General features: G+C 60.9%; 15 protein-coding genes and 2 tRNA genes. 13 read left to right on the top strand and 4 right to left on the bottom strand.

The annotated features are described in order from the left end of the window. The first annotated feature begins 49 nt into the window (after positions 1-49). Positions 50-1,339 carry an adenylosuccinate synthase gene (locus KGB29_RS25425; RefSeq protein WP_057712238.1) on the top strand — a complete coding sequence of 430 codons (1,290 nt, stop codon included), beginning with the start codon at positions 50-52 and terminating at the stop codon, positions 1,337-1,339. Positions 1,340-1,489: 150 nt separating this feature from the next. Further along, on the top strand, positions 1,490-3,424 hold the full coding sequence (locus KGB29_RS25420; protein WP_150811890.1) for a methyl-accepting chemotaxis protein: 1,935 nt from the start codon (positions 1,490-1,492) through the stop codon (positions 3,422-3,424). 120 nt (positions 3,425-3,544) lie between these two features. Here the strand turns inward: KGB29_RS25420 and KGB29_RS25415 are convergent, their stop codons facing one another. The 4 genes from KGB29_RS25415 to KGB29_RS25400 form a co-directional block, all read right to left on the bottom strand. Continuing rightward, complete coding sequence (locus KGB29_RS25415; protein WP_154910358.1) at positions 3,545-5,110, bottom strand: ABC transporter permease; 1,566 nt, start codon at positions 5,108-5,110, stop codon at positions 3,545-3,547. Then, complete coding sequence (locus KGB29_RS25410; protein ID WP_154910359.1) at positions 5,110-6,120, bottom strand: extracellular solute-binding protein; 1,011 nt, start codon at positions 6,118-6,120, stop codon at positions 5,110-5,112. The genes KGB29_RS25415 and KGB29_RS25410 overlap by 1 nt, the downstream gene beginning before the upstream one ends. A 272-nt stretch (positions 6,121-6,392) precedes the next feature. Beyond that, positions 6,393-6,479, bottom strand: a tRNA-Leu gene (locus tag KGB29_RS25405). Positions 6,480-6,646: 167 nt separating this feature from the next. Next, positions 6,647-6,733, bottom strand: a tRNA-Leu gene (locus KGB29_RS25400). Positions 6,734-6,958: 225 nt separating this feature from the next. Between KGB29_RS25400 and rnr the strand changes: the two genes are divergently transcribed. From rnr to KGB29_RS25345, 11 genes are all read left to right on the top strand, one after another. Next, on the top strand, positions 6,959-9,586 hold the full coding sequence (rnr, locus tag KGB29_RS25395; RefSeq protein ID WP_056725446.1) for a ribonuclease R: 2,628 nt from the start codon (positions 6,959-6,961) through the stop codon (positions 9,584-9,586). Then, a complete protein-coding gene (gene rlmB, locus KGB29_RS25390; RefSeq protein WP_007973273.1) occupies positions 9,583-10,350 on the top strand; it encodes a 23S rRNA (guanosine(2251)-2'-O)-methyltransferase RlmB in 768 nt (255 codons plus the stop codon). Before rnr ends, rlmB begins: the two co-directional genes overlap by 4 nt. A gap of 318 nt (positions 10,351-10,668) precedes the next feature. Next, complete coding sequence (gene rpsF / locus KGB29_RS25385; protein ID WP_008048087.1) at positions 10,669-11,091, top strand: 30S ribosomal protein S6; 423 nt, start codon at positions 10,669-10,671, stop codon at positions 11,089-11,091. 28 nt (positions 11,092-11,119) lie between these two features. Next, positions 11,120-11,350, top strand: coding sequence for a 30S ribosomal protein S18 (gene rpsR / locus KGB29_RS25380; RefSeq protein WP_002551829.1), 231 nt, complete (start codon positions 11,120-11,122; stop codon positions 11,348-11,350). A 36-nt stretch (positions 11,351-11,386) separates the two neighbouring features. Beyond that, positions 11,387-12,280, top strand: coding sequence for a hypothetical protein (locus KGB29_RS25375; RefSeq protein WP_056725445.1), 894 nt, complete (start codon positions 11,387-11,389; stop codon positions 12,278-12,280). A 19-nt stretch (positions 12,281-12,299) separates the two neighbouring features. Further along, the gene (rplI, locus tag KGB29_RS25370; protein ID WP_007973276.1) at positions 12,300-12,746 is read left to right on the top strand and encodes a 50S ribosomal protein L9; all 447 of its coding nucleotides are present in this window, start codon (positions 12,300-12,302) and stop codon (positions 12,744-12,746) included. A 123-nt stretch (positions 12,747-12,869) separates the two neighbouring features. Beyond that, entirely contained in the window at positions 12,870-14,267 is a 1,398-nt protein-coding gene (gene dnaB, locus KGB29_RS25365; RefSeq protein WP_007915846.1) for a replicative DNA helicase, read from the top strand. A 194-nt stretch (positions 14,268-14,461) separates the two neighbouring features. Then, positions 14,462-16,765, top strand: coding sequence for a YgiQ family radical SAM protein (locus KGB29_RS25360; RefSeq protein WP_007994999.1), 2,304 nt, complete (start codon positions 14,462-14,464; stop codon positions 16,763-16,765). Between the two features lie 385 nt (positions 16,766-17,150). Then, positions 17,151-20,426: a DUF2126 domain-containing protein gene (locus KGB29_RS25355; RefSeq protein ID WP_154910361.1), complete on the top strand. Its 3,276-nt coding sequence runs from the start codon at positions 17,151-17,153 to the stop codon at positions 20,424-20,426. An 88-nt stretch (positions 20,427-20,514) separates the two neighbouring features. Next, a complete protein-coding gene (locus KGB29_RS25350) occupies positions 20,515-23,001 on the top strand; it encodes a circularly permuted type 2 ATP-grasp protein (RefSeq protein ID WP_154861118.1) in 2,487 nt (828 codons plus the stop codon). Then, positions 23,001-23,891, top strand: a complete 891-nt coding sequence (locus KGB29_RS25345; RefSeq protein ID WP_150813607.1) for a transglutaminase N-terminal domain-containing protein — start codon at positions 23,001-23,003, stop codon at positions 23,889-23,891. The genes KGB29_RS25350 and KGB29_RS25345 overlap by 1 nt, the downstream gene beginning before the upstream one ends. Positions 23,892-23,970: the final 79 nt, after the last annotated feature.

Below are 23,970 nucleotides of genomic sequence, written 5' to 3'. Positions count from 1 at the left end.
CCTGCCGGCTGCCGCCGGCACCAAGTTTGCGCGAATGAGGACAAGTGTTATGGGTAAGAATGTCGTAGTCCTGGGCACCCAATGGGGTGATGAGGGCAAAGGCAAGATCGTTGATCTGCTGACCGAACATGCTGCCGCCGTAGTGCGCTACCAGGGTGGCCACAACGCTGGCCACACCCTGGTGATCGACGGTGAGAAGACCGTCTTGCACCTGATTCCGTCGGGCGTGCTGCGCGAAGGCGTGCAGTGCCTGATCGGCAACGGCGTGGTGGTTGCACCCGACGCTCTGCTGCGGGAAATCACCAAGCTGGAAGAGAAGGGCGTACCGGTGCGCGAGCGCCTGCGTATCAGCCCGTCCTGCCCGCTGATCCTGTCCTTCCACGTTGCGCTGGACCAGGCCCGTGAAAAGGCCCGTGGCGAGCTGAAGATCGGTACTACCGGTCGTGGCATCGGCCCGGCATACGAAGACAAGGTTGCACGTCGTGGCCTGCGTGTTGGCGACCTGCTCAACATGCCGCGCTTTGAAGACAAGTTGCGTGAACTGGTGGATTACCACAACTTCATGCTGGTTGGTTACTACAAAGAACCAGCCATCGACTTCGACAAGACCCTGGCCGAGTGCAAAGACTACGCTGAGCTGCTCAAGCCGCTGATGCTGGACGTGACTGCCGAGCTGCACGACCTGCGTCGTGCTGGCAAAGACATCATGTTTGAAGGCGCACAAGGTTCGTTGCTGGACATCGACCACGGTACCTACCCGTACGTGACCAGTTCCAACACCACCGCTGGCGGCGTTGCTACCGGTTCGGGTGTCGGCCCTATGTTCCTGGACTACATCCTGGGCATCACCAAGGCTTACACCACCCGTGTAGGTTCGGGTCCATTCCCGACGGAACTGTTCGACGAAGTCGGCGCGCACCTGGCTAAACAAGGTCACGAGTTCGGCGCGACTACCGGCCGTGCCCGTCGTTGTGGCTGGTTCGACGCCGTTATCCTGCGTCGCGCTATCGATGTGAACAGCATCTCGGGCATCTGCCTGACCAAGCTGGACGTACTCGACGGTCTGGAAACCATCAACATCTGCGTCGGCTACAAAGATGCAGAAGGCAAGGCCGTTGCCCCGACTGATGCTGACAGCTACGTGGGCCTGCAGCCTGTGTACGAAGAAGTGCCGGGCTGGACCGAATCGACCGTGGGTGCCAAAACCCTGGAAGAGCTGCCAGCTAACGCCCGTGCTTACATCAAGCGCGTCGAAGAGCTGATCGGCGCGCCGATCGACATTATTTCGACGGGCCCGGATCGCAACGAAACCATCGTCCTGCGCCATCCGTTTGCTTGATAAGTCGTTGATGTAAAACACAAAGGCCCCTTAATTGGGGCCTTTGTCGTTTATGCCTGCTGGACGGCATGACCTTTGCTATTAGCTTTGCCTAAAACGTCACTTTTGGCGTGCCATCAATTTAATGGCGCTTTTGCAGAGGGATATCAAGTGTCGGCCGTTCTCTCATTGTTACAGAGCCGTTTGTTGCGGCCCGTGTTCGTTACCCTTGGTATCGCCCTTTTGGTGCAGGTGCTGGTAGCTGTCGCTCTGACCCGGAGCACGGTGACCGCGCTGGAAGCCGATCTGGGCCTGCGCCTGGGCGCGGACAGTCAAAAGCTTTCCGCTGAGCTTGAGCAGGCGGGACGCGAAGTCACATCGAGCCTCGACAGTCTCTCTACCAGTACGCGTCAGCGCCTGACCGCCGGTTTGTCCTCGCGTCTTGAGCAGGAGCAGGCGCAATTGCGTTCGGCCCTGGAAAAGGACCTGAAGGACTCCGCCAGCGACATGGCACAGCTTCTGGCTTCCGTCGCGCCTCGCGCCATGTGGGACAACGACATTCCGACACTTTCCGAGTTCGCCCGCCGGGCCCAGCGCAATCCCAATGTGCTGTTCGTGGTGTATGACGACGCCACCGGCCAGCACCTGACGCGCTACCTCAATCGGGAAAACCCGATCAACAAGGCGCTGCTGGAAAAAGGCCAGGGCGAGCGTGCGCTGGACAAGGTGCTGGATGCGGCGAAGAACGATCCTTCGGTGTTCTACATCGAGGCCCCGATCAATCCTAACGGCGTAGAAATCGGCAAGGTCCTGATGGGGGTCTCGACGGCTTCCGTGGAGACTGATCTGGCGGCCCTCGACAAGCGCTTCTCGGCGTTGATCGCCAGCAGCGATCAACTGGTGGGCGACAGCCTCAAGGGTGCGGCTGCTGACAGCGCAACGGCCATGCGCTCGCGTCTGCAGTCGGCGCAGTCCACGGCGGCGGAAATGAAGGCCAATACCACCAGCACCGTGCAGGAAGCTGCTACGACATTGCGCTGGCGCATCGGCGTGTGTCTGGCGGTGGTGGGCTTCGGTGTCCTGCTGTTGTTGGCGGTGGTGCTCGGTCGCCGAGTGGTCAATCGCCTGAAAATGCTGATCGTTGCCATGGATGACCTGGCGGCGGGCGAGGGTGATCTGACCAAGCGTGTGCAGATCAACAGCAAGGATGAAATCGGCGACATGGCCTCGGCGGTCAATCGCTTTGTGGATAAGTTGCAGCCGATCGTGCGTGAGGCGGGGGATGTCGCCCAGCGTACCGGCGTGGAGATCGGCGCCATGACCTTGCGCAACGCCGGTGCGGACGCGGCGGCTGGCATGCAGCGCGACGAGGTGGCGGAGAGTTTGCGCGCCTTGTCGCAAATGGCTGATGAGGCGCAGTCGGAAAGCCATGCCATGCAGGCGGCGCTGAAGCAGGTGGTGGACATTCGTCAGGCCACCGATGAAAACACCCGGACCTCGGCGAAAGTCGGCAGCCTGATCGAGGAGTTGGCGGGTCAGGTCAACACTGGCGCGCAAGTGATCGAGCGCCTGGCGCAGCAAAGTGAGCAGATTGAGGTGGTGCTGACGGTGATTCACGGCATCGCCGAACAGACCAACCTGCTGGCGCTGAACGCAGCGATTGAGGCGGCGCGTGCCGGCGAGACCGGGCGCGGGTTTGCCGTGGTGGCCGATGAGGTGCGGGCGCTGGCGAGCAAGACGCAAAGCTCCACCGGCGATATTCAGGCGCACATCGTGGCCTTGCAGCAAGGTGCGCGTGAGGCGGTGGCGGCGATCGGTCAGGCCGGGCGCCAGGCCAGTGAGGGTTTACTGGTGCTGCGTGACAGTGCGCGGTTGCAGCAGTCGGTGCAGGCATCCGTCGAGCAGGTCCATGCGGCGATCGGTTTGGCTACCCAGGCTGCAGCGCATCAGGCGCAGGGCGCGCAGGCAGTTCGGGGGCGGGTGCAGACCATTCATGCCCAGGCCGAGAAAGCGGCGCAAGCTGTCGTGGAGACTACGGCGAGCGGCAAGGTGCTCGATGGTCTGGCGGCGCAGTTGAAGGCGAGCCTGGGGCAGTTCAGGGCTTGATCGGTTGTTGGTGCCGGCCCCTTCGCGAGCAAGCCCGCTTCCACATTGGCTCTTTGTGAACATCATATTTGTGTTCGACAGAGGACCACTGTGGGAGCGGGCTTGCTCGCGAAAGCGGTTTCAGCGACTCAGATACATCCGGGTCGTCAGCAAATAGACCGGCAACCCTGACACCAATATCAACAACGCCGCATAAGGCGCCGCCGCCGCAAACTCCACATTCGCGGTATGCGCCCAGACTTCCGTCGCCAGTGTATTGAGTCCGGTGGGGCTCAGCAGCAAGGTCGCCGTCAGCTCCTTCATCGCATCCAGGAACACCAGGGCAAAAGCCGCCCCCAGCGCCGGGAAAATAATCGGCAGTGTCACTCGGCAGAAGGCACTGAATGACGAGGCTCCCAGTGTGCGCGCCGCCTCCTCAAGCTGCGGTGCCGCCTTGTTCAGGGCGGTGCGGATCGGCGCCTGGGCCAGCGGCAGAAACAGCAGGGCATAGGCGATCAGCAGCAATGCCGAAGTCTGGTAAAGCATCGGCACGTAGTGCAGGGCGAAATACACCAGGGTCAGGGCAATAACCAGCCCCGGCAGCGCGTGCAGCAGATAGGGCAGGCGCTCGGCCCAGATCGCCAGTTGGCCTTTGTAGCGCACGACCAGCAGGCCGACCGGCACCGCCAGCACCAGGCACAGAGCAGCGCCACCCAGCGACAGAGCGAGGGACGACAGCAATGCTTCGCCGATTGCCGCTACGGGAAAGGCTGCCGATGTTCCTACCGCCAACCAGTAGACCAGCATCCCCAGCGGAATCCCGCTGCCAATGATTGCCAGCAACAGGCAATAAAGCTGTCCCGCCACAGCCCAGGGTCCCAGTTGAACCTGTTCCGCGCGTCGCGCCGCACCCTGTCCGGTGCGCACGTGTCGACCCTTGCCGCGCACGCGCAGCTCCAGCCACAGCAGCGCCAGGCACAACATCAGCAGTACGGCGGAGAGCATCGCCGCGTTGGCATTGCTGAACTCCAACTCGAACTGCTGATAGATCGCCGTGGTGAAGGTTTGCAGGCCGATGATCGACAAGGCGCCGAACTCCACCAGCATGTGCAGGGCAATCAGCAACGAACCCGCCAGCAGCGAAGGCCAGAGCAGGGGCAGGGTGACGCGAAAGAACACGCCCCAGCGATTTTGCCCCAGCGTGCGAGCCGACTCTTCCAGGGACGGATCGAGATTGCGCAAGGTTGCCGCCACGGGCAGAAAGATCAACGGATACTTGGACAGGCTCATCACCAGGATCGCACCGCCGAGCCCTTCGAAATGAGCGCTGAGGGAAACCCATGTGAAGCTGCTGACAAAGGCCGGTACGGCAAACGGCAGGCAGAGAATCACGCCCCACAGTCGTCGGCCCGGCAGATTGCTGCGCTCGAGCAACCAGGCCAGCGACAAGCCGATCACCCCGCAAACAATGGTGACGCCAATCATCAATGCGAGTGTGTTGCGCAGCAAGCCGAACACATAAGGTCGCCATAGCAAATGCAGTGCTTCTGCCCAACCTGCTTGCCAGGCTTTGAGTCCGACATAGGCCAGCGGCAGGAAGCTGAGGACGACCAGCAGCAAGACCGGCAACATCAACCCTATCGGTGGACGCTTGCGGCGGGGTGCGTTGTTGCTGCGCAGGCTGGTGGCAGATAGCGATGCGCTCATCAGTTCAAGCCAACGTCACGTTCCAGGTCCAGGGCTTCTTCGGCATTGCCGAGGTCGGCTGGCGTGACTTTCGGCGCTTGCAACTCGCTGAATGGCTTGAGTCCGCGATCAGACTCCATGCCTTTGTGCAGCGGGTATTCGGCGGTGGTCTGGGTGATCACGCGCTGGCCTTCCTCGCTGGCCATGTAGGCGAGCAACTGCTGTGCTTCCTTGGGGTGTTTGCTGGAATTGAGCACCGCAGCACTGGAAACCGTGATCAGTCCGCCGACATCGCCACCGCTGAAGTAATGCAGTTTCGAGTCGAGCTGGCCTTTTTCACGCTGCAGGGCGAACCAGTAGTAATTGTTGACGAGTACGGTGGCGACTTCGCCATTTTCCACCGCTTTCAGCGCAACCATGTTGTTGCTGTAGGTCTTGCCGAATGCTCGCAGACCGGTCAGCCACTCTTCGGCTGCGTCCATGCCGTGCACCTTGATGATCGCGACCGCTTGCTCCTGGAAGGCGCCGCTGGTGGGTACGAAGCCGACCTTGCCTTGCCATTTCGGATCGGAGAATTCCATCACCGAGGTCGGCAGGTCTTTTTCATCGATCAGCTTGGGGTTGAACGCAACGACGCGCACCCGGGCGGTCACGCCAATCCAGGTGCCGTTACCGGCGACGTATTCCTTGGGCAGAACGGCCAGTGTGGCGTCATCGGTCTTGGCCAGCAGGCCTTGTTCGCCGAGTTTGTTCAGGGGTGGCGATTCTTCGGTGTAGATCACGTCGGCGGGGGAGCGATCGCCTTCTTCGACGATCTGGCTGGCGAGCTGGTTGCTGCTGCCTTTGCGCACATTGACGTGGATCCCGGTCTTGGCTTCGAAGGCCTTGGCGACCGCGTCGCCGACTTCTTTGTGCTGGCCGTTGTAGAGGGTCAGGGCAACCGGATCGGCGGCTTGGGTGAGGGGAGTGGCGAGTGCCAGGCCGAGGAGGGTGGTGATCAGGCCGCGGCGCAGGGTATTTCGAAACATCATTCGCAGGGTTCCTCACTGTCACATTGCAAAAACTTGTAACAATGATAAACGATATTGTTTCTCAAATGCGCCGATAAATCCTGTAGGAGCGAGCTTGCTCGCGATGGGCGTGAACGAAAACGAGGGGTGTCTGGAGAAATGCGTTGCCTGCGCAACCATCGCGAGCAAGCTCGCTCCTACAAGGGAGAGGGGATGTTTTCAAATGCCAGAAACGCAAAAACCCGCTTTCGCGGGTTTTTGTGAAATCCAAGGTCGTAACCTTGAATTTGAATTGGTGCCCAGAAGAAGACTCGAACTTCCACGACCGTAAGGTCACCAGCACCTGAAGCTGGCGTGTCTACCAATTTCACCATCTGGGCATTCATCTTCAGCGTTGCCGCTGTTGATGTGGCGCACTATACGGAGAGCGTTTTGATCTGTAAACCCCTGATTTTAAAATTAATAAACCAGTGGTCAAAAATGCAAAAACCCGCTTTCGCGGGTTTTTGTGTGAGCCTTGAAATTGAACTAATCTCAAGCTCGAAATTGGTGCCCAGAAGAAGACTCGAACTTCCACGACCTTGCGGTCACCAGCACCTGAAGCTGGCGTGTCTACCAATTTCACCATCTGGGCAGTATCGGCAACGTTGTCCGTCGTCGATGGCGCGCACTATACGGAGCGTCTTTTTAACTGTAAACCCCCGGCCTCAAAAAAACCTGAAAAAATTCACCAACGGTCTGCAATTCAGCTTTGAGGTGTCGATACAGGGCTTTAGATGGGTCGTCTTAGCTTGAAATTTCCCGTTTCATTACGCCTATGCCAAACTAACCCGCATATAGACAAGGTGAAAACTCTCTAATGGCCGATTGGCAGTCCCTCGATCCCGAGGCCGCTCGTGAAGCGGAAAAATATGAAAACCCTATTCCTAGCCGCGAACTGATCCTTCAGCACCTTGCTGATCGAGGTTCGCCTGCTAACCGCGAGCAACTGGTCGAAGAGTTTGGTCTGACCACAGAAGACCAGATCGAAGCCCTGCGCCGCCGTCTGCGCGCCATGGAGCGCGATGCTCAACTCATCTATACCCGTCGCGGCACTTATGCACCGGTGGACAAGCTTGACCTGATCCTGGGTCGCATCAGCGGTCACCGCGACGGCTTCGGCTTCCTGGTGCCGGACGACGGCAGTGACGACCTGTTCATGAGCCCGGCGCAGATGCGTCTGGTGTTCGATGGTGACCGTGCCCTGGCCCGGGTATCCGGCCTGGACCGTCGCGGTCGCCGCGAAGGCATGATCGTCGAAGTGGTGTCCCGCGCTCACGAAACCATCGTCGGCCGCTACTTCGAAGAGGGCGGCATCGGTTTCGTGGTTGCGGACAATCCGAAGATCCAGCAGGAAGTGCTGGTGACGCCGGGTCGTAACGCCAACGCGCAGATCGGTCAGTTCGTCGAAGTGAAGATCACTCACTGGCCGACGCCACGCTTCCAGCCGCAAGGCGACGTGGTTGAAGTCGTGGGCAACTACATGGCGCCGGGCATGGAAATCGATGTTGCCCTGCGTACCTACGACATTCCTCACGTCTGGCCTGACGCCGTGCTCAAGGAAGCCGGCAAGCTCAAGCCGGAAGTCGAAGAGAAAGACAAAGAGAAACGCATCGACCTGCGTCATCTGCCGTTCGTCACCATCGACGGCGAAGATGCCCGCGACTTCGACGATGCGGTCTATTGCGAAGCCCGTCCGGGCAAGCTGCGCCTGTTCTCGGGCGGCTGGAAGCTGTACGTGGCGATTGCCGACGTATCCAGCTACGTGAAACTCGGTTCGGCGCTGGATGCCGAAGCGCAGGTTCGCGGCAACTCGGTGTACTTCCCCGAGCGCGTGATTCCGATGCTGCCTGAGCAGCTGTCCAACGGTTTGTGCTCGCTGAACCCGCAAGTCGATCGCCTGGCCATGGTTTGCGAGATGACCATCTCCAAGTCCGGTGAAATGACCGACTACTGCTTCTACGAAGCGGTGATTCACTCCCATGCGCGCCTGACCTACAACAAGGTCAGCGCGATGCTGGAAACGCCGAAAGCCACCGAAGGGCGCAAGCTGCGCGGTGAATACACCGACGTGGTGCCGCACCTCAAGCAGCTGTACTCGCTGTACAAGGTGTTGCTGGCGGCCCGTCACGTACGTGGCGCGATCGATTTCGAAACCCAGGAAACCCGGATCATCTTCGGTTCCGAGCGCAAGATCGCCGAAATTCGTCCGACCGTGCGCAACGATGCGCACAAACTGATCGAGGAGTGCATGCTGGCGGCCAACGTGGCCACCGCCGAATTCCTGAAGAAACACGAAATTCCGGCGTTGTATCGCGTTCACGATGGCCCGCCACCGGAGCGCCTGGAAAAGCTGCGCGCGTTCCTCGGCGAGCTCGGCCTGTCCCTGCACAAAGGCAAGGATGGTCCGTCGCCGAAGGATTACCAGGCACTGCTGGCCGGCATCAAGGATCGTCCGGATTTCCACCTGATCCAGACTGTCATGCTGCGTTCGTTGAGCCAGGCGGTGTACAGCGCCGACAACCAGGGCCACTTCGGCCTGAATTACGAGGCGTACACCCACTTCACTTCGCCGATTCGCCGCTACCCGGACTTGCTCACGCACCGGGCGATTCGCAGCGTGATCCATTCGAAGCAGAACACCCCGCACGTTCGCCGTGCCGGTGCGATGACCATTCCGAAAGCGCGCATCTATCCGTACGACGAAGCGGCCCTGGAGCAACTCGGCGAGCAGTGCTCGATGAGCGAGCGTCGTGCCGACGAAGCGACCCGCGACGTAGTGAACTGGCTCAAGTGCGAGTTCATGAAAGATCGCGTTGGCGAGTCGTTCCCGGGTGTGATCACCGCCGTGACCGGTTTTGGTCTGTTCGTCGAACTGACCGATATCTACGTCGAAGGCCTGGTGCACGTCACCGCGCTGCCGGGCGATTACTACCACTTCGATCCTGTGCACCACCGCCTGGCCGGTGAGCGTACCGGTCGCAGCTTCCGCTTGGGCGATACCGTGGAAGTGCGTGTCATGCGCGTCGACCTCGACGAACGCAAGATCGACTTCGAGATGGCCGAGAAAACCATCAGCGCGCCGATCGGCCGCAAGAAGCGTGGTACCGAAAGCACGGCACCCGCTGCGAAAGTCGAAGCAGAACCGGCCCCGGCGAAAACCGGTCGTCGTCCTGCCAAGGAAAAGGCTGTAGAGGCCTATCGCCCGAGCGATGCAGCGGCGAAAAACGCCGAAGTGCGCAAAAGTCGTGAAATGAAGCAGGCGTTGCTCGCCGGTGCGAAAAGCGGCGGTAAAGCGGCGTCTGGGGGAAAGACCAGTCGGTCGACGCCTGACAAGGCTGTCGGCGGCAAGCCAGCCAAACCGAGCAAACATCGTAAAGGCCCGCCAAAAGCGGGCTCGGCTCCAGCCAAGAGTGGCGGGGCGCGTAAACCTAAGGCCAAGCCATGAGTCAGTTGGAAAAGATCTACGGCGTACATGCTGTAGAAGCGTTGTTGCGTCACCACCCGAAACGCGTGAAGCAGATCTGGTTGGCCGAAGGTCGCAATGACCCTCGGGTCCAGACACTGATCGAACTGGCCAACGAAAACCGGGTCCAGGTCGGCCAGGCCGAGCGCCGTGAAATGGACGCCTGGGTTGAAGGCGTGCACCAGGGTGTGGTCGCGGACGTGAGTCCGAGCCAGGTCTGGGGCGAGGCGATGCTCGACGAGCTGCTCGATCGCACCGACGGCGCACCGTTGTTGCTGGTGCTCGATGGCGTGACCGATCCGCACAACCTCGGCGCCTGCCTGCGCTCCGCCGATGCGGCGGGCGCGCTGGCCGTGATCGTGCCGAAGGACAAGTCGGCGACTCTGACTCCGGTTGTACGAAAAATCGCCTGCGGTGCGGCGGAAGTGATTCCGCTGGTTGCCGTGACCAACCTGGCGCGCACCCTGGAAAAGCTCCAGCAGCGCGGCTTGTGGGTTGTCGGTACGGCCGGTGAAGCTGAGGTCAGCCTGTATGACCAGGATCTGACCGGCCCGACCATCCTGATCATGGGTGCCGAAGGCAAGGGCATGCGTCGCCTGACCCGCGAGCATTGCGACTACCTGGTCAACCTGCCGATGGCCGGTAGCGTCAGCAGTCTCAACGTTTCCGTGGCGACGGGTGTCTGCCTGTTCGAAGCGCAGCGTCAGCGCAGTGTCAAAGCCAAGGCTGCTGCCAAGAAGTCCTAAGCTCGACGCAATCAAAATGTGGGAGCGGGCTTGTTCGCGAAAGCGGAGTAACATTCAGCAAAGATGTTGGATGTAGTACCGCATTCGCGAGCAAGCCCGCTCCCACATTGGTTATGCGTTATGTTGAAGATTGGTGGTTCGAACGGACTGTTCAAATAATCGCCAATTACCTTGCGCCTCCCTCGCCCCTTCTCTACAATTGCGCCCCTTGCTGTGATGGCAGGCACCAACGTGTCTAGCGTCCGCAAGTCCATAAGTGTCATTCACTCCTTGTCTGACCGCTTTTGAGCGGCAGGCTACAACCCGTAAGGAGCATTCATGCGTCATTACGAAATCATCTTTTTGGTCCACCCGGATCAAAGCGAGCAAGTCGGCGGCATGGTTGAGCGTTACACCAAGCTGATCGAAGAAGACGGCGGCAAAATCCACCGTCTGGAAGATTGGGGCCGTCGTCAACTGGCCTACGCAATCAACAATGTTCACAAGGCTCACTACGTGATGCTGAACGTTGAGTGCACCGGCAAGGCCCTGGCCGAGCTGGAAGACAACTTCCGCTACAACGATGCAGTGATCCGTAACCTGGTCATCCGTCGCGACGAAGCCGTTACCGGCCAGTCCGAGATGCTCAAGGCTGAAGAAAACCGCAGTGAGCGCCGTGAGCGTCGCGACCGTCCTGAGCACGAAGGCGCTGAAAGCGCTGATAGTGATGACAGCGACAACAGCGATAACGCTGACGAGTAATCCACGGACCTTTTAAGGAGCCAATTACATGGCACGTTTCTTCCGTCGTCGTAAATTCTGCCGCTTCACCGCTGAAGACGTGAAAGAGATCGATTACAAAGATCTCAACACTCTGAAAGCCTACGTATCCGAGACCGGCAAAATCGTTCCAAGCCGCATCACCGGTACCAAAGCTCGTTATCAGCGTCAGCTGGCCACCGCTATCAAGCGCGCCCGCTTCCTGGCCCTGCTGGCCTACACCGACAGCCACGGCCGCTGAGACCGGGCAGTCGACACGTAGCAAAGGATTGAATGCATGCGGGCCATAGCTGAGTTCATCATGCGCGGCCGTATGCAGGCCACTCTGGTAGTGGCTGGATGCGCGGCATTGCCGTTGTTGTATTGGTTGGGTGCTGCCGCCGGATGCCTTGTGCTCCTGCGGCGCGGATTGCGGGACGCCCTGGGCGTTCTTGCTCTGGGACTGCTGCCGGCATTGGCCTGGTGGCTTTACTCCGACGACCCACGGGCACTTCTGGTGCTGCTGGGGTCTGCGAGCCTTGCGTTGGTTTTGCGCGCAAGCGAGTCCTGGAACCGCGTGCTGCTGGTCAGCATAGCGATGGGGGTGGTGTTTTCAGTGGTGTTGGGGACAGCTTTTGCTCCCCAGATCGAGATGCTGGCGCAGGCTTTGATCAAAGTCATGCCGTCGCTACTCGGTGATGTCTACCAGAAGTTGTCGGTAGACGAACAAGCGCGTTTCGCGTCCCTGATTGCACCGGTCCTGACCGGCCTGATTGCGGCGTTGTTGCAAATCGTCAGCTTGCTGAGCCTGCTTGTCGGGCGTTACTGGCAGGCGTTGTTGTACAACCCGGGCGGTTTTGGTCGCGAGTTTCGCGCCATCCGCATCCCGCTGTTGCCGGCGATGTTGCTGCTGGCGTGCATGCTTCTGGGGCCGAATCTCGGTTCACAGATGGCCATGTTGACGCCGTTGTGCAGCGTACCGCTGGTGTTCGCCGGGCTGGCCCTGATTCACGGGTTGGTGGCGCAGAAGCGACTGGCCAGGTTCTGGCTGGTGGGGTTGTACGTGACGCTGTTGCTGTTCATGCAACTGATCTATCCGTTGCTGGTGGTCCTGGCCATCGTCGACAGCCTGATTGATTTTCGCGGTCGTTCGGCACCGAAAGATGCCGATAACGCGAACGGTGAAGGTTAAAAGTTAAGAGGATTTTCACATGCAACTGATCCTTCTGGAAAAAGTCACCAACCTGGGCAACCTGGGTGACAAAGTGAACGTTAAGGCTGGTTACGGTCGTAACTACCTGCTGCCTTACGGCAAAGCTACCGCTGCGACCCCAGCCAACCTGGCTGCGTTCGAAGAGCGTCGCGCTGAGCTGGAAAAAGCTGCAGCAGATCGCAAAGCATCGGCTGAAAGCCGCGCTGCCCAACTGGCCGAGCTGGAAGTGACCATCACTGCCACCGCTGGCGACGAAGGCAAGCTGTTCGGTTCGATCGGTACTCACGACATCGCTGACGCACTGACCGCCTCCGGCGTTGAAGTGCAGAAGAGCGAAGTTCGTCTGCCGAACGGCACCATCCGCAACGTAGGCGAATTCGACGTAGCCGTGCACCTGCACGCCGAAGTTGAAGCCACCGTACGCGTTGTCGTGGTAGCAGCTTAAGCAGCACTTGTCGGCTGGCACCCTCGGGTGCTTGCCGGTAACATCGGGCACGATCCTGTTTACAGGTCGTGCCCTTTGTCTTTCTGAACCCCCTGCTTTTCATCACCCAAAACACAAGTGGCCATGAACGATATCTCCGCTCCCGAGCAATACGATCTGCAAACCGCCGCCCTGAAGGTGCCGCCGCACTCCATCGAGGCCGAACAGGCCGTGCTCGGTGGTCTGATGCTGGACAACAACGCCTGGGAACGCGTGCTCGATCAAGTCTCCGACGGCGATTTCTATCGACATGACCACCGCCTGATTTTCCGTGCGATCGCCAAGCTGGCCGATCAGAACATGCCGATCGATGTCGTGACCCTGTCCGAGCAACTGGACAAGGAAGGTCAGACTTCGCAAGTCGGTGGCCTCGGTTACCTCGGTGAACTGGCGAAAAACACCCCGTCCGTCGCCAACATCAAGGCCTATGCGCAGATCGTTCGCGAACGGGCGACGTTGCGCCAGCTGATCGGTATCAGTACCGAAATCGCCGACAGCGCGTTCAACCCTGAAGGCCGCACTGCCGCCGAGATTCTCGACGAGGCTGAACGGCAGATCTTCCAGATCGCCGAGGCCCGACCGAAAACCGGTGGCCCGGTGGGCGTCAATGACCTGCTGACCAAAGCCATCGACCGCATCGACACCCTGTTCAACACCGACAACGCCATCACCGGCCTGTCCACCGGCTACACCGACCTCGACGAGAAAACCAGCGGCCTGCAACCGTCCGACCTGATCATCGTCGCTGGCCGTCCATCCATGGGTAAAACCACCTTTGCGATGAACCTGGTGGAAAACGCCGTGTTGCGCAGCGAGAAGGCCGTCCTGGTTTACTCCCTCGAGATGCCAGGTGAATCGCTGATCATGCGTATGTTGTCTTCCCTGGGGCGTATCGACCAGACCAAGGTCCGTTCCGGCCAGCTGGAAGATGACGACTGGCCGCGCCTGACCTCGGCGGTCAACCTGCTCAACGACCGCAAGCTGTTCATCGACGATACCGCCGGCATCAGCCCGTCGGAAATGCGCGCCCGGACCCGCCGTCTGGTGCGTGAACACGGCGATGTCGGCCTGATCATGATCGACTACCTGCAACTGATGCAGATCCCGGGCTCCAGTGGTGACAACCGGACCAACGAGATTTCCGAGATCTCCCGATCCCTGAAAGCCCTGGCCAAGGAATTCAACTGTCCGGTGGTGGCGCTCTCGCAGCTCAACCGTTCCCTGGAGCAACGGCCAAACAAACGCCCGGTGAACTCCGACTTGCGGGAATCCGGAGCGATCGAGCAGGACGCCGACGTGATCATGTTCGTTTACCGCGACGAGGTGTATCACCCGGAGACCGAGCACAAGGGCATCGCCGAAATCATCATCGGCAAGCAGCGTAACGGGCCGATCGGCTTTATCCGCCTGGCGTTCATCGGCAAGTACACCCGCTTCGAGAACCTGGCGCCGGGTAGCTATAACTTCGACGACGACGAATAACCTGTGGGAGCGGGCTTGCTCGCGAAGGCAGTGTGTCAGGCAACATCTATGTCGACTGACACACTGCCTTCGCGAGCAAGCCCGCTCCCACATGGGTTGTGCGCAATTTCCGACCATGGCCGTCGGAATTGGTCAAAATTTGTGCTATATTCCGCGCCCGCGAAATTCAATGAAAGCCAACACCGGTTATCGACATGCAAGCAGCCAAGCCGTTATTTGACTATCCCAAGTACTGGGCCGAATGTTTCGGGCCAGCGCCGTTCCTGCCCATGAGCAGGGAGGAGATGGATCAGCTCGGCTGGGATTCCTGCGACATCATCATCGTCACCGGTGATGCCTACGTCGACCACCCGTCGTTCGGCATGGCGATCATCGGCCGGCTGCTGGAGTCCCAGGGCTTCCGCGTCGGGATCATTGCCCAGCCGAACTGGCAGTCCAAAGACGATTTCATGAAGCTCGGCGAGCCGAACCTGTTCTTCGGTGTCGCGGCCGGCAACATGGACTCCATGATCAACCGCTACACAGCGGACAAGAAAATCCGTTCCGACGACGCGTACACGCCGGGTGGCCTGGCCGGCAAGCGTCCGGACCGCGCCAGCCTGGTCTACAGCCAGCGCTGCAAGGAAGCCTACAAGCACGTGCCGATCGTGCTCGGCGGCATCGAAGCGTCCCTGCGCCGCATCGCCCACTACGACTACTGGCAGGACCGTGTGCGCAACTCGATCCTGATCGACGCCAGCGCCGACATCCTGCTGTACGGTAACGCCGAGCGTGCGATTGTCGAAGTCGCCCAGCGCCTGTCCTACGGTCACAAGATCGAAGACATCACCGACGTGCGCGGCACCGCGTTCATCCGTCGTGACACGCCGCAAGGCTGGTACGAAGTCGACTCCACGCGTATCGACCGTCCGGGCAAGATCGACAAGATCATCAACCCGTACGTCAACACCCAGGACACCCAGGCCTGCGCCATCGAGCAGGAAAAAGGTCCGGTTGAAGATCCGCAGGAAGCCAAGGTCGTGCAGATCCTGGCCAGCCCGCGCATGACCCGCGACAAGACCGTGATTCGTCTGCCGTCGGTGGAAAAGGTCCGTAATGACGCAGTGCTCTACGCTCACGCCAACCGCGTGTTGCACCTGGAAACCAACCCGGGCAACGCCCGTGCGCTGGTGCAGAAGCACGGCGAAGTCGACGTCTGGTTCAACCCGCCGCCGATTCCGATGACCACCGAAGAAATGGACTACGTGTTCGGCATGCCTTACGCGCGCATTCCGCACCCGGCGTATGGCAAGGAAAAAATCCCGGCCTACGACATGATCCGTTTCTCGGTGAACATCATGCGTGGCTGCTTCGGCGGCTGCACCTTCTGCTCGATCACCGAGCACGAAGGCCGGATCATCCAGAACCGTTCCCACGAGTCGATCATTCGCGAAATCGAAGAAATTCGTGACAAGGTTCCGGGCTTTACCGGCGTGATCTCCGACCTCGGCGGCCCGACCGCGAACATGTACCGCATTGCCTGCAAGAGCCCGGAAATCGAATCCGCGTGCCGCAAGCCATCGTGCGTGTTCCCTGGCATCTGCCCGAACCTGAACACCGACCACTCGGCGCTGATCCAGTTGTACCGCAGTGCCCGTGAATTGCCGGGTGTGAAGAAGATCCTGATCGCTTCCGGCCTGCGCTATGACCTCGCGGTCGAATCGCCGGAGTACGTCAAGGAACTGGTGACCCACCACGTCGGCGGCTACCTGAAGATCGCCCCGGAACACACCGAGGAAGGTCCGCTCAACCAGATGATGAAACCGGGCATCGGCAGCTATGACAAGTTCAAGCGCATGTTCGAGAAGTACTCCAAGGAAGCGGGCAAGGAGCAGTACCTGATTCCGTACTTCATCGCCGCCCACCCGGGCACCACCGATGAAGACATGATGAACCTGGCCCTTTGGCTCAAGGGCAACGGCTTCCGTGCCGACCAAGTGCAGGCGTTCTACCCGTCGCCGATGGCCACCGCCACCGCGATGTACCACTCGGGCAAGAACCCGCTGCGCAAGGTCACCTACAAGAGTGACGCGGTGACCATCGTCAAGAGCGAGGAGCAGCGTCGTCTGCACAAGGCGTTCTTGCGTTATCACGACCCGAAAGGCTGGCCGATGCTGCGTGAGGCACTGACCCGCATGGGCCGCGCCGACCTGATCGGGCCGGGCAAGAACCAGTTGATTCCTTTGCATCAGCCGTCGACTGACAGCTACCAGAGCGCCCGTCGCAAGAACTCGACGCCGGCGGGCAGCCATAAGGTTGCAGGGGAAAAGACCACCAAGATCCTGACCCAGCACACCGGCCTGCCACCGCGTGCCAGCGATGGCGGCAACCCGTGGGACAAGCGCGAACAGGCCAAGGCTGCGGCGTTCGCCCGCAACCAGCAGGCGGCCAAGGAACGCAAGGATGCGGCCAAAGGCAAAGGGCCAAAGCCGACCCGCAAGCCGGTCGTGCCGCGCTAAGCCTCGCTTGAACTGAACAGAACGCCAACCTTCGGGTTGGCGTTTTGCGTTTCTGGAGGAGTAAAGGCTGTATCACAGCCTGAAAGTGGGGTGTGGCAACTGGCCTCTTCGCGAGCAAGCCCGCTCCCACAGTGTTCGAGGTTGCCCGCGATTGTGTGTTCGCAGCAGATCCCTGTGGGAGCGGGCTTGCTCGCGAAGAGGCCGGGTTTGGCAGCGACTATGCAGCTGAACGCCACAAATACGTGCAACTCTTGCAAGCCAATTCTGCGCATCGCCCGATATTGGTGCTGTACTGCCTCAGGCAACCGAGGAAAGCGCCAGCATTGCTGGATGGCATAAGTCTTGCGCGCTTTCCAATACGCTCAAGGCTCGCAGGAGGCACGCCGTGTCGATTCATGTCGCATTGCACCACGTCACGCATTACCGCTATGACCGCGCTGTCGAACTCGGCCCGCAGATCGTTCGCCTGCGTCCCGCCGCCCACAGCCGCACGCGGATTCTGTCCTATGCGTTGAAAGTCTCCCCCGAACAGCACTTCATCAACTGGCAGCAGGACCCTCAGGGCAATTACCTGGCGCGGCTGGTGTTCCCGGAAAAAACCGAAGAGTTGCGAATCGAAGTCGATCTGCTGGCCGAAATGGCGATCTTCAATCCGTTCGACTTCTTCCTCGAACCCTACGCGGAAAAAATCCCCTTCAGCTATGCCGCGGATGAGCGCAAGGAGCTGGCGCCGTACCTGGAAACCCTGCCCCTGACGCCGAAGTTCAAGGCCTACCTGGACGGCATCGACCGCACACCGTTACCCGCCGTGGACTTTCTCGTCGCGCTCAACCAGCGTTTGAGCGAAGACATCGACTACCTGATCCGCATGGAGCCCGGCGTACAAACACCTGAGCACACCCTCGACCAGGCCTCCGGTTCGTGTCGCGATTCCGCCTGGTTGCTGGTGCAACTGCTGCGCAACCTCGGACTGGCGGCGCGTTTCGTGTCGGGCTACCTGATCCAGTTGACCGCCGACGTCAAAAGTCTCGACGGCCCGTCCGGCACCGAAGTGGATTTCACCGACCTGCACGCCTGGTGCGAGGTGTACCTGCCCGGTGCCGGCTGGATCGGCCTGGATGCGACCTCCGGGCTGTTTGCTGGTGAAGGACATATTCCGTTGGCCTGTAGTCCCGATCCGTCCTCTGCGGCGCCGATCAGTGGCCTGGTGGAACCGTGCGAGTGCGAATTCAGCCACGAAATGTCCGTGGAGCGGATTTGGGAAGCACCACGGGTCACCAAGCCCTACACCGACGACCAGTGGCAGGCGATTCAAACCCTGGGCCGGCAGATCGATGCCGATCTGCTGGAAGGCGATGTACGCCTGACCATGGGCGGCGAGCCGACCTTTGTGTCCATTGATGACCCGGACGGCGCCGAGTGGAATACCGCGGCACTGGGGCCGGATAAACGACGGTTGTCCGCCGAACTGTTCCAGCGCATGCGCAAGCACTACGCGCCCCAGGGGCTGGTACATTTCGGGCAGGGCAAGTGGTATCCCGGCGAGCAACTGCCGCGCTGGTCGCTCAATTGCTACTGGCGCCGTGACGGCGTGCCGATCTGGCACAACAGCGCGCTGATCGCCGACGAGCAGGAGGATTATGGCGCCGACGGTGCGCTGGCCGGGCGTTTTCTGGCGAGTGTCGCCGAACGCTTGAAGATTCCGACACGCTTTGTGTTCCCGGCCTACGAAGACAATTTCTATTACCTCTGGCGCGAAGGAATGTTGCCGCAAAACGTCAGCGCCGAAGACTCACGCCTGGAAGAGCCTTTGGAGCGTAAGCGCCTGCGCAAGGTCTTCAGTCAAGGCCTGGACAAGGTCATCGGCCAGGTCCTTCCGCTGGCGCGCACCGCCAAGGGCGATCAGTGGCAGAGTGGCCGCTGGTATCTGCGCGACGAGCACTGCCGACTGGTCCCGGGGGACTCGCCGCTGGGTTATCGCTTGCCGCTGGGTTCGCAGCCGTGGGTGAAAGCGGCTGAATATCCGTTTATTCATCCACGGGACCCGAATCAAGACTTCCCGCCGCTGCCCGATACCGCGCAACTGCAAAGCCAGGGCGAGACTGCCAAGGTGCAGGAGCGCACACCGAAGTTCGACGAATCCGCCGACTGGCTGACCCGCACGGCGCTCTGTGCCGAGGCGCGGGAAGGCCGTTTGTACCTGTTCATGCCGCCGCTGGAACGGGTCGAGGAATACCTCGAGCTGGTCGCCGCCATCGAAGCCACCGCGCAAGAGCTGATGTGCCCGGTGTTGCTGGAGGGCTATGAACCGCCGAGCGATCCACGCCTGAGCAACTTGCGCATCACCCCGGATCCGGGGGTGATCGAGGTCAACGTGCAGCCGTCCGCGACCTGGGATGAGCTGGTCGAACGCACCGAATTCCTCTACGAACAAGCGCGCCAGACTCGGCTGACCACTGAAAAATTCATGATCGATGGCCGCCATACCGGCACGGGCGGTGGTAACCATTTCGTGCTGGGTGGCGCGACACCGGGGGACTCGCCGTTTCTGCGTCGCCCGGATCTGCTGCGCAGCCTGATCAGCTACTGGCATAACCATCCGTCGCTGTCCTACCTGTTTTCCGGATTGTTCATCGGCCCGACGTCCCAGGCGCCGCGGGTCGATGAGGCGCGCAACGATGCCTTGTACGAGCTGGAAATCGCCTTCGCGCAGATGCCTGAAGCGGGTGAGGAGTGTCCGCCATGGCTGGTGGATCGACTGCTGCGCAACCTGCTGATCGATGTAACCGGCAACACCCACCGCGCCGAGTTCTGCATCGACAAACTCTATTCGCCGGACGGTGCCACCGGGCGCCTCGGATTGCTGGAGCTACGTGCGTTCGAGATGCCGCCCCATGCGCGCATGAGCCTGGCGCAACAATTGTTGCTGCGGGCGCTGGTTGCGCGGTTCTGGCGCGAGCCCTATGCGCCGCCGAAACTGGCGCGCTGGGGCACGGAGCTGCACGATCGCTTCCTGTTGCCGCACTTTATCGAGCAAGACTTCGCCGATGTCATCGTCGACCTCAACGCCGCCGGTTATCCGGTGCGGGCCGAATGGTTCGCCGCGCATCTGGAATTCCGCTTCCCCAAGGTTGGCGACTACGCCGTCAGCGGCATTGCGCTGGAACTGCGCCAGGCGCTCGAGCCCTGGCACGTGCTGGGCGAAGAGGGCGCCATGGGCGGTACGGTGCGCTACGTGGATTCTTCGCTGGAGCGTTTGCAGGTCAAACTCAGCGGCTTGCCGCCCCAGCGATATCTGCTGACCTGCAACGGCATTCCGGTGCCATTGCAGCCCACCGGGCGTGTAGGCGAATTCGTCGCGGGCGTGAGATTCCGTGCCTGGCAACCGGCTAACTGCCTGCAACCGACCATTGCGGTCCACGCGCCCCTGGTGTTCGACCTGCTCGACACCTGGATGCAGCGCTCGCTGGGCGGTTGCCAGTACCACGTCGCCCATCCGGGCGGGCGCAACTACGACAGTTTGCCGGTGAATGCCAACGAAGCGGAGAGCCGGCGAATGGCGCGCTTTTTCCGCATCGGACACACGCCGGGAAAGTTTCCTGTACCCAATCTGGAAATCAGCGACGAGTTGCCGATGACACTCGATTTGCGACGTTTCTAAACCGTACGCGACGCTCGGATTTTTCGTATATCCGGGCGTCACGAGCCTGCGTTAGTCTGACCGTTCATTGCTGTCTGCCGAGCTTTCCATGCCTGACCTGCTAGACCGCTACCCGCTGACGGCGGGCACCTATCACGAACTGCTCGACGACAGTGGCGCCGTGCGCCCGCACTGGCGCCGGCTGTTCGAACAGTTGCAACGCAGCACGCCGGCACAACTGGTGCAGCGTCAGGCCCTGCTGACCCGGCAGATTCAGGAAAACGGCGTTACCTATAACGTCTATGCAGACCCCAAGGGCGCGGACCGGCCGTGGGAGCTGGACCTGCTGCCCCATGTCATCGCGGCTGAGGAGTGGCAACAGTTGTCGGCCGGCATCGCTCAGCGGGCGCGGTTGCTCAATGCCGTGCTGGCTGACCTTTACGGTCCGCAACGGCTGATCGCCGAAGGTCTGCTGCCCGCCGAGCTGGTGTTCGGTCACAACAACTTCCTTTGGCCCTGTCAGGGCATCAGTCCGCCTGACGGAGCCTTTCTGCATCTGTATGCCGTGGATCTGGCGCGCACACCCGATGGCCGTTGGTGGGTGACGGCGGATCGTACCCAGGCGCCTTCAGGAGCCGGGTATGCGCTGGAAAACCGCACGATTGTGTCCCGGGCCTTTCCCGAGCTGTACCGTGATCTGAAAGTGCAGCACCTGGCCGGGTTCTTCCGCACCTTGCAGGAAACCCTGGTCCGTCAGGCCCCGAGTGACGGAGACGCACCGTTGGTGGTGCTGCTGACACCGGGGCGTTTCAACGAAAGCTATTTTGAACATCTGTATCTGGCTCGTCAGCTCGGTTATCCGCTGGTGGAGGGCGGCGACCTGACGGTGCGCGATGCCACGGTCTACCTGAAGACCCTGAGTGGCCTGCGTCGGGTCCACGCGATCATGCGCCGGCTCGACGATGATTTCTGCGACCCGCTGGAGCTGCGTACCGACTCGGCCCTTGGTGTGCCGGGGCTGCTTGAGGCTGTGCGGCAGGGGCGGGTGCTGGTGGCCAACGCCCTCGGCAGCGGTGTGCTGGAGTCGCCTGGTCTGTTGGGTTTCCTGCCGAAGATCAATCAATTCCTGTTCGGCGAAGAACTGATCCTGCCGTCCATCGCCACCTGGTGGTGCGGCGAAGCGCCGGTATTGGCCCAGGCCCTGGAGAAACTTCCAGAGCTGCTGATCAAACCGGCGTTTCCGTCCCAGAGCTTTGCACCGGTATTTGGCCGTGATTTGAGTGATAAGCAGCGCAACGAGCTCGCAGAGCGCATGCAGGCGCGTCCTTATGCCTATGTGGCGCAAGAACTTGCGCAATTGTCCCAGGCGCCGATCTGGCAAGCCGAAGACGGTCAACTGCAACCCCGTGCCATCGGCATGCGCGTGTATGCAGTGGCCAGCCGCGAGGGATATCGGGTACTGCCCGGTGGCTTGACCCGGGTCGCCGCCCAAGCCGATGCCGAAGTGGTGTCGATGCAGCGCGGCGGCGCCAGTAAAGACACCTGGGTGCTGGGCGATCGTGCGCCGAGCGGCGAACAATGGAAGGCCCAACGCAACATCGGTGTGCATGACCTGGTGCGGCGCGATCCGTACTTGCCGTCGCGGGTGGTGGAAAACCTGTTCTGGTTTGGTCGTTATTGCGAGCGTTGCGACGACAGCGCCCGTTTACTGCGCATCATGCTGGCGCGCTATGTCGACGGCGACGACCCGCAAGCCCTGCAGGCAGCGGTGGACCTCGGCGAACGGCTGATGTTGCTGCCCGAGGAGGGCGAGTTGCCGGAACGCCTGTTGGCGGCGCTGCTCGGCGATGACTGGCCGTTCAGTCTGCGTTCCAACCTGCAACGCTTGCAGTGGGCTGCTTCGCAGGTGCGCGGCAAGCTCTCGCGGGAAAACTGGCAGGCGCTGGTGGAGTTGCAGCGCGAAGCCATGGAGCTGGAAACCGAAGAGCCGGATTTCGGTGAGTTGCTGGATTTTCTCAATCGTCTGGTGATGTCCCTGGCGGCGCTGTCCGGCTTTGCCCTGGACGACATGACCCGGGATGAAGGCTGGCGTTTCCTGATGATTGGTCGGCGAATCGAACGCCTGCAATTTCTCAGCGGCAGCCTGGCGGCGTTCCTGCGGGGCGCCGGGGTTTTCGATCAGGCCGGGCTGGAGTGGTTGCTGGAGCTGGGCAACAGCAGCATCACTTACCGTTCTCGATACCTGGCGGTGGCGCAGCTGATCCCGGTGCTCGACCTGCTATTGCTCGACGAGCAGAACCCTCACGCCGTGTTGTTCCAATTGAAACTGGTGACCCGCACACTCAAACGCCTCAACGATGACTTTGGCGTGCCGCGTGAAGCAGCGCTGCCGCAATTGGTCGAGCGTCTGGCGCGATTCGATCTGGGCTGCCTGGAAAACCCGCTGTTCGGCGACGCGAGTGTTCGCGCTGCCATCGAGGGGCTGGCCGCGCTGCTGCAAGAGATCGCCGACGCCAGCGGGCAGGTTTCCGATCGCCTGGCGCTGCGGCATTTCGCCCATGTCGATGATGTCAGCCAGCGCACGGTGTCCGTCTGATGAGCGCTCACTACCAGATTTTCCACGACACCCATTATCACTACGACAGCCCGGTGTCCCTGGCCCAGCAACTGGCGCATTTGTGGCCGCGGCCTTGTGCCTGGCAGCGCTGCACCGACCGGCAATTGCAGATCAGTCCGCAGCCGACCTCGCGCCGCGATGAACTGGATGTATTCGGCAATCCGCTGACCCGGCTGGCGTTTGAACGTCCTCATGATGAGCTGCTGGTCAATGCCAGCCTCACGATCGAGGTACTTCCCCGGCCCGTGCTGGACTTCAATCTTTCACCCCCATGGGAAGACACCCGTAGCGCGCTGACTTACAGCAGTCAGCCGCTGTCGCCCGAATTGCTTGAAGCCTGCCGTTACCGCTTCGAATCACCTTACGTGCATCTAAAGCGCAACTTCGTCGAATTTTCCGAGAGCTGCTTCCCGACGGGGCGGCCGCTGTTGCTCGGCGTTCAGGCTTTGATGGAGAAAATCTTCAGAGAGTTCACCTTCGATGCCGAAGCGACTCAGGTGGCGACGCCGCTGGTAGAAGTGTTGGAGCGTCGGCGCGGGGTCTGCCAGGATTTTGCCCACCTGATGCTCGCCTGCGTACGCTCCCGGGGCTTGGCCGCGCGCTACATCAGCGGCTACCTGCTGACCCAGCCACCGCCGGGCCAGCCACGACTGATCGGCGCCGACGCCTCCCATGCCTGGGTGTCAGTGTTTTGCCCGGTGCTGGGGTGGGTGGATTTCGATCCGACCAACAATGTGCAGCCGGCACTGGAGCACATCACCCTGGCCTGGGGCCGGGATTTTTCCGATGTGTCGCCGTTGCGGGGGGTGATTCTTGGGGGAGGGAACCACGACCCGGAAGTTCGGGTGACGGTGATGCCACTGGAGTAACAGGGATCAAAATGTGGGAGCGGGCTTGCTCGCGAAAGCAATTTCATATTCAACAAGGATGTTGCCTGACACTGCGCTT

The organism is Pseudomonas sp. BF-B-30 (assembly GCF_019956305.1).
GTDB lineage: Bacteria > Pseudomonadota > Gammaproteobacteria > Pseudomonadales > Pseudomonadaceae > Aquipseudomonas > Aquipseudomonas jessenii.
This window is presented reverse-complemented; position numbering and strand designations above follow the sequence as displayed.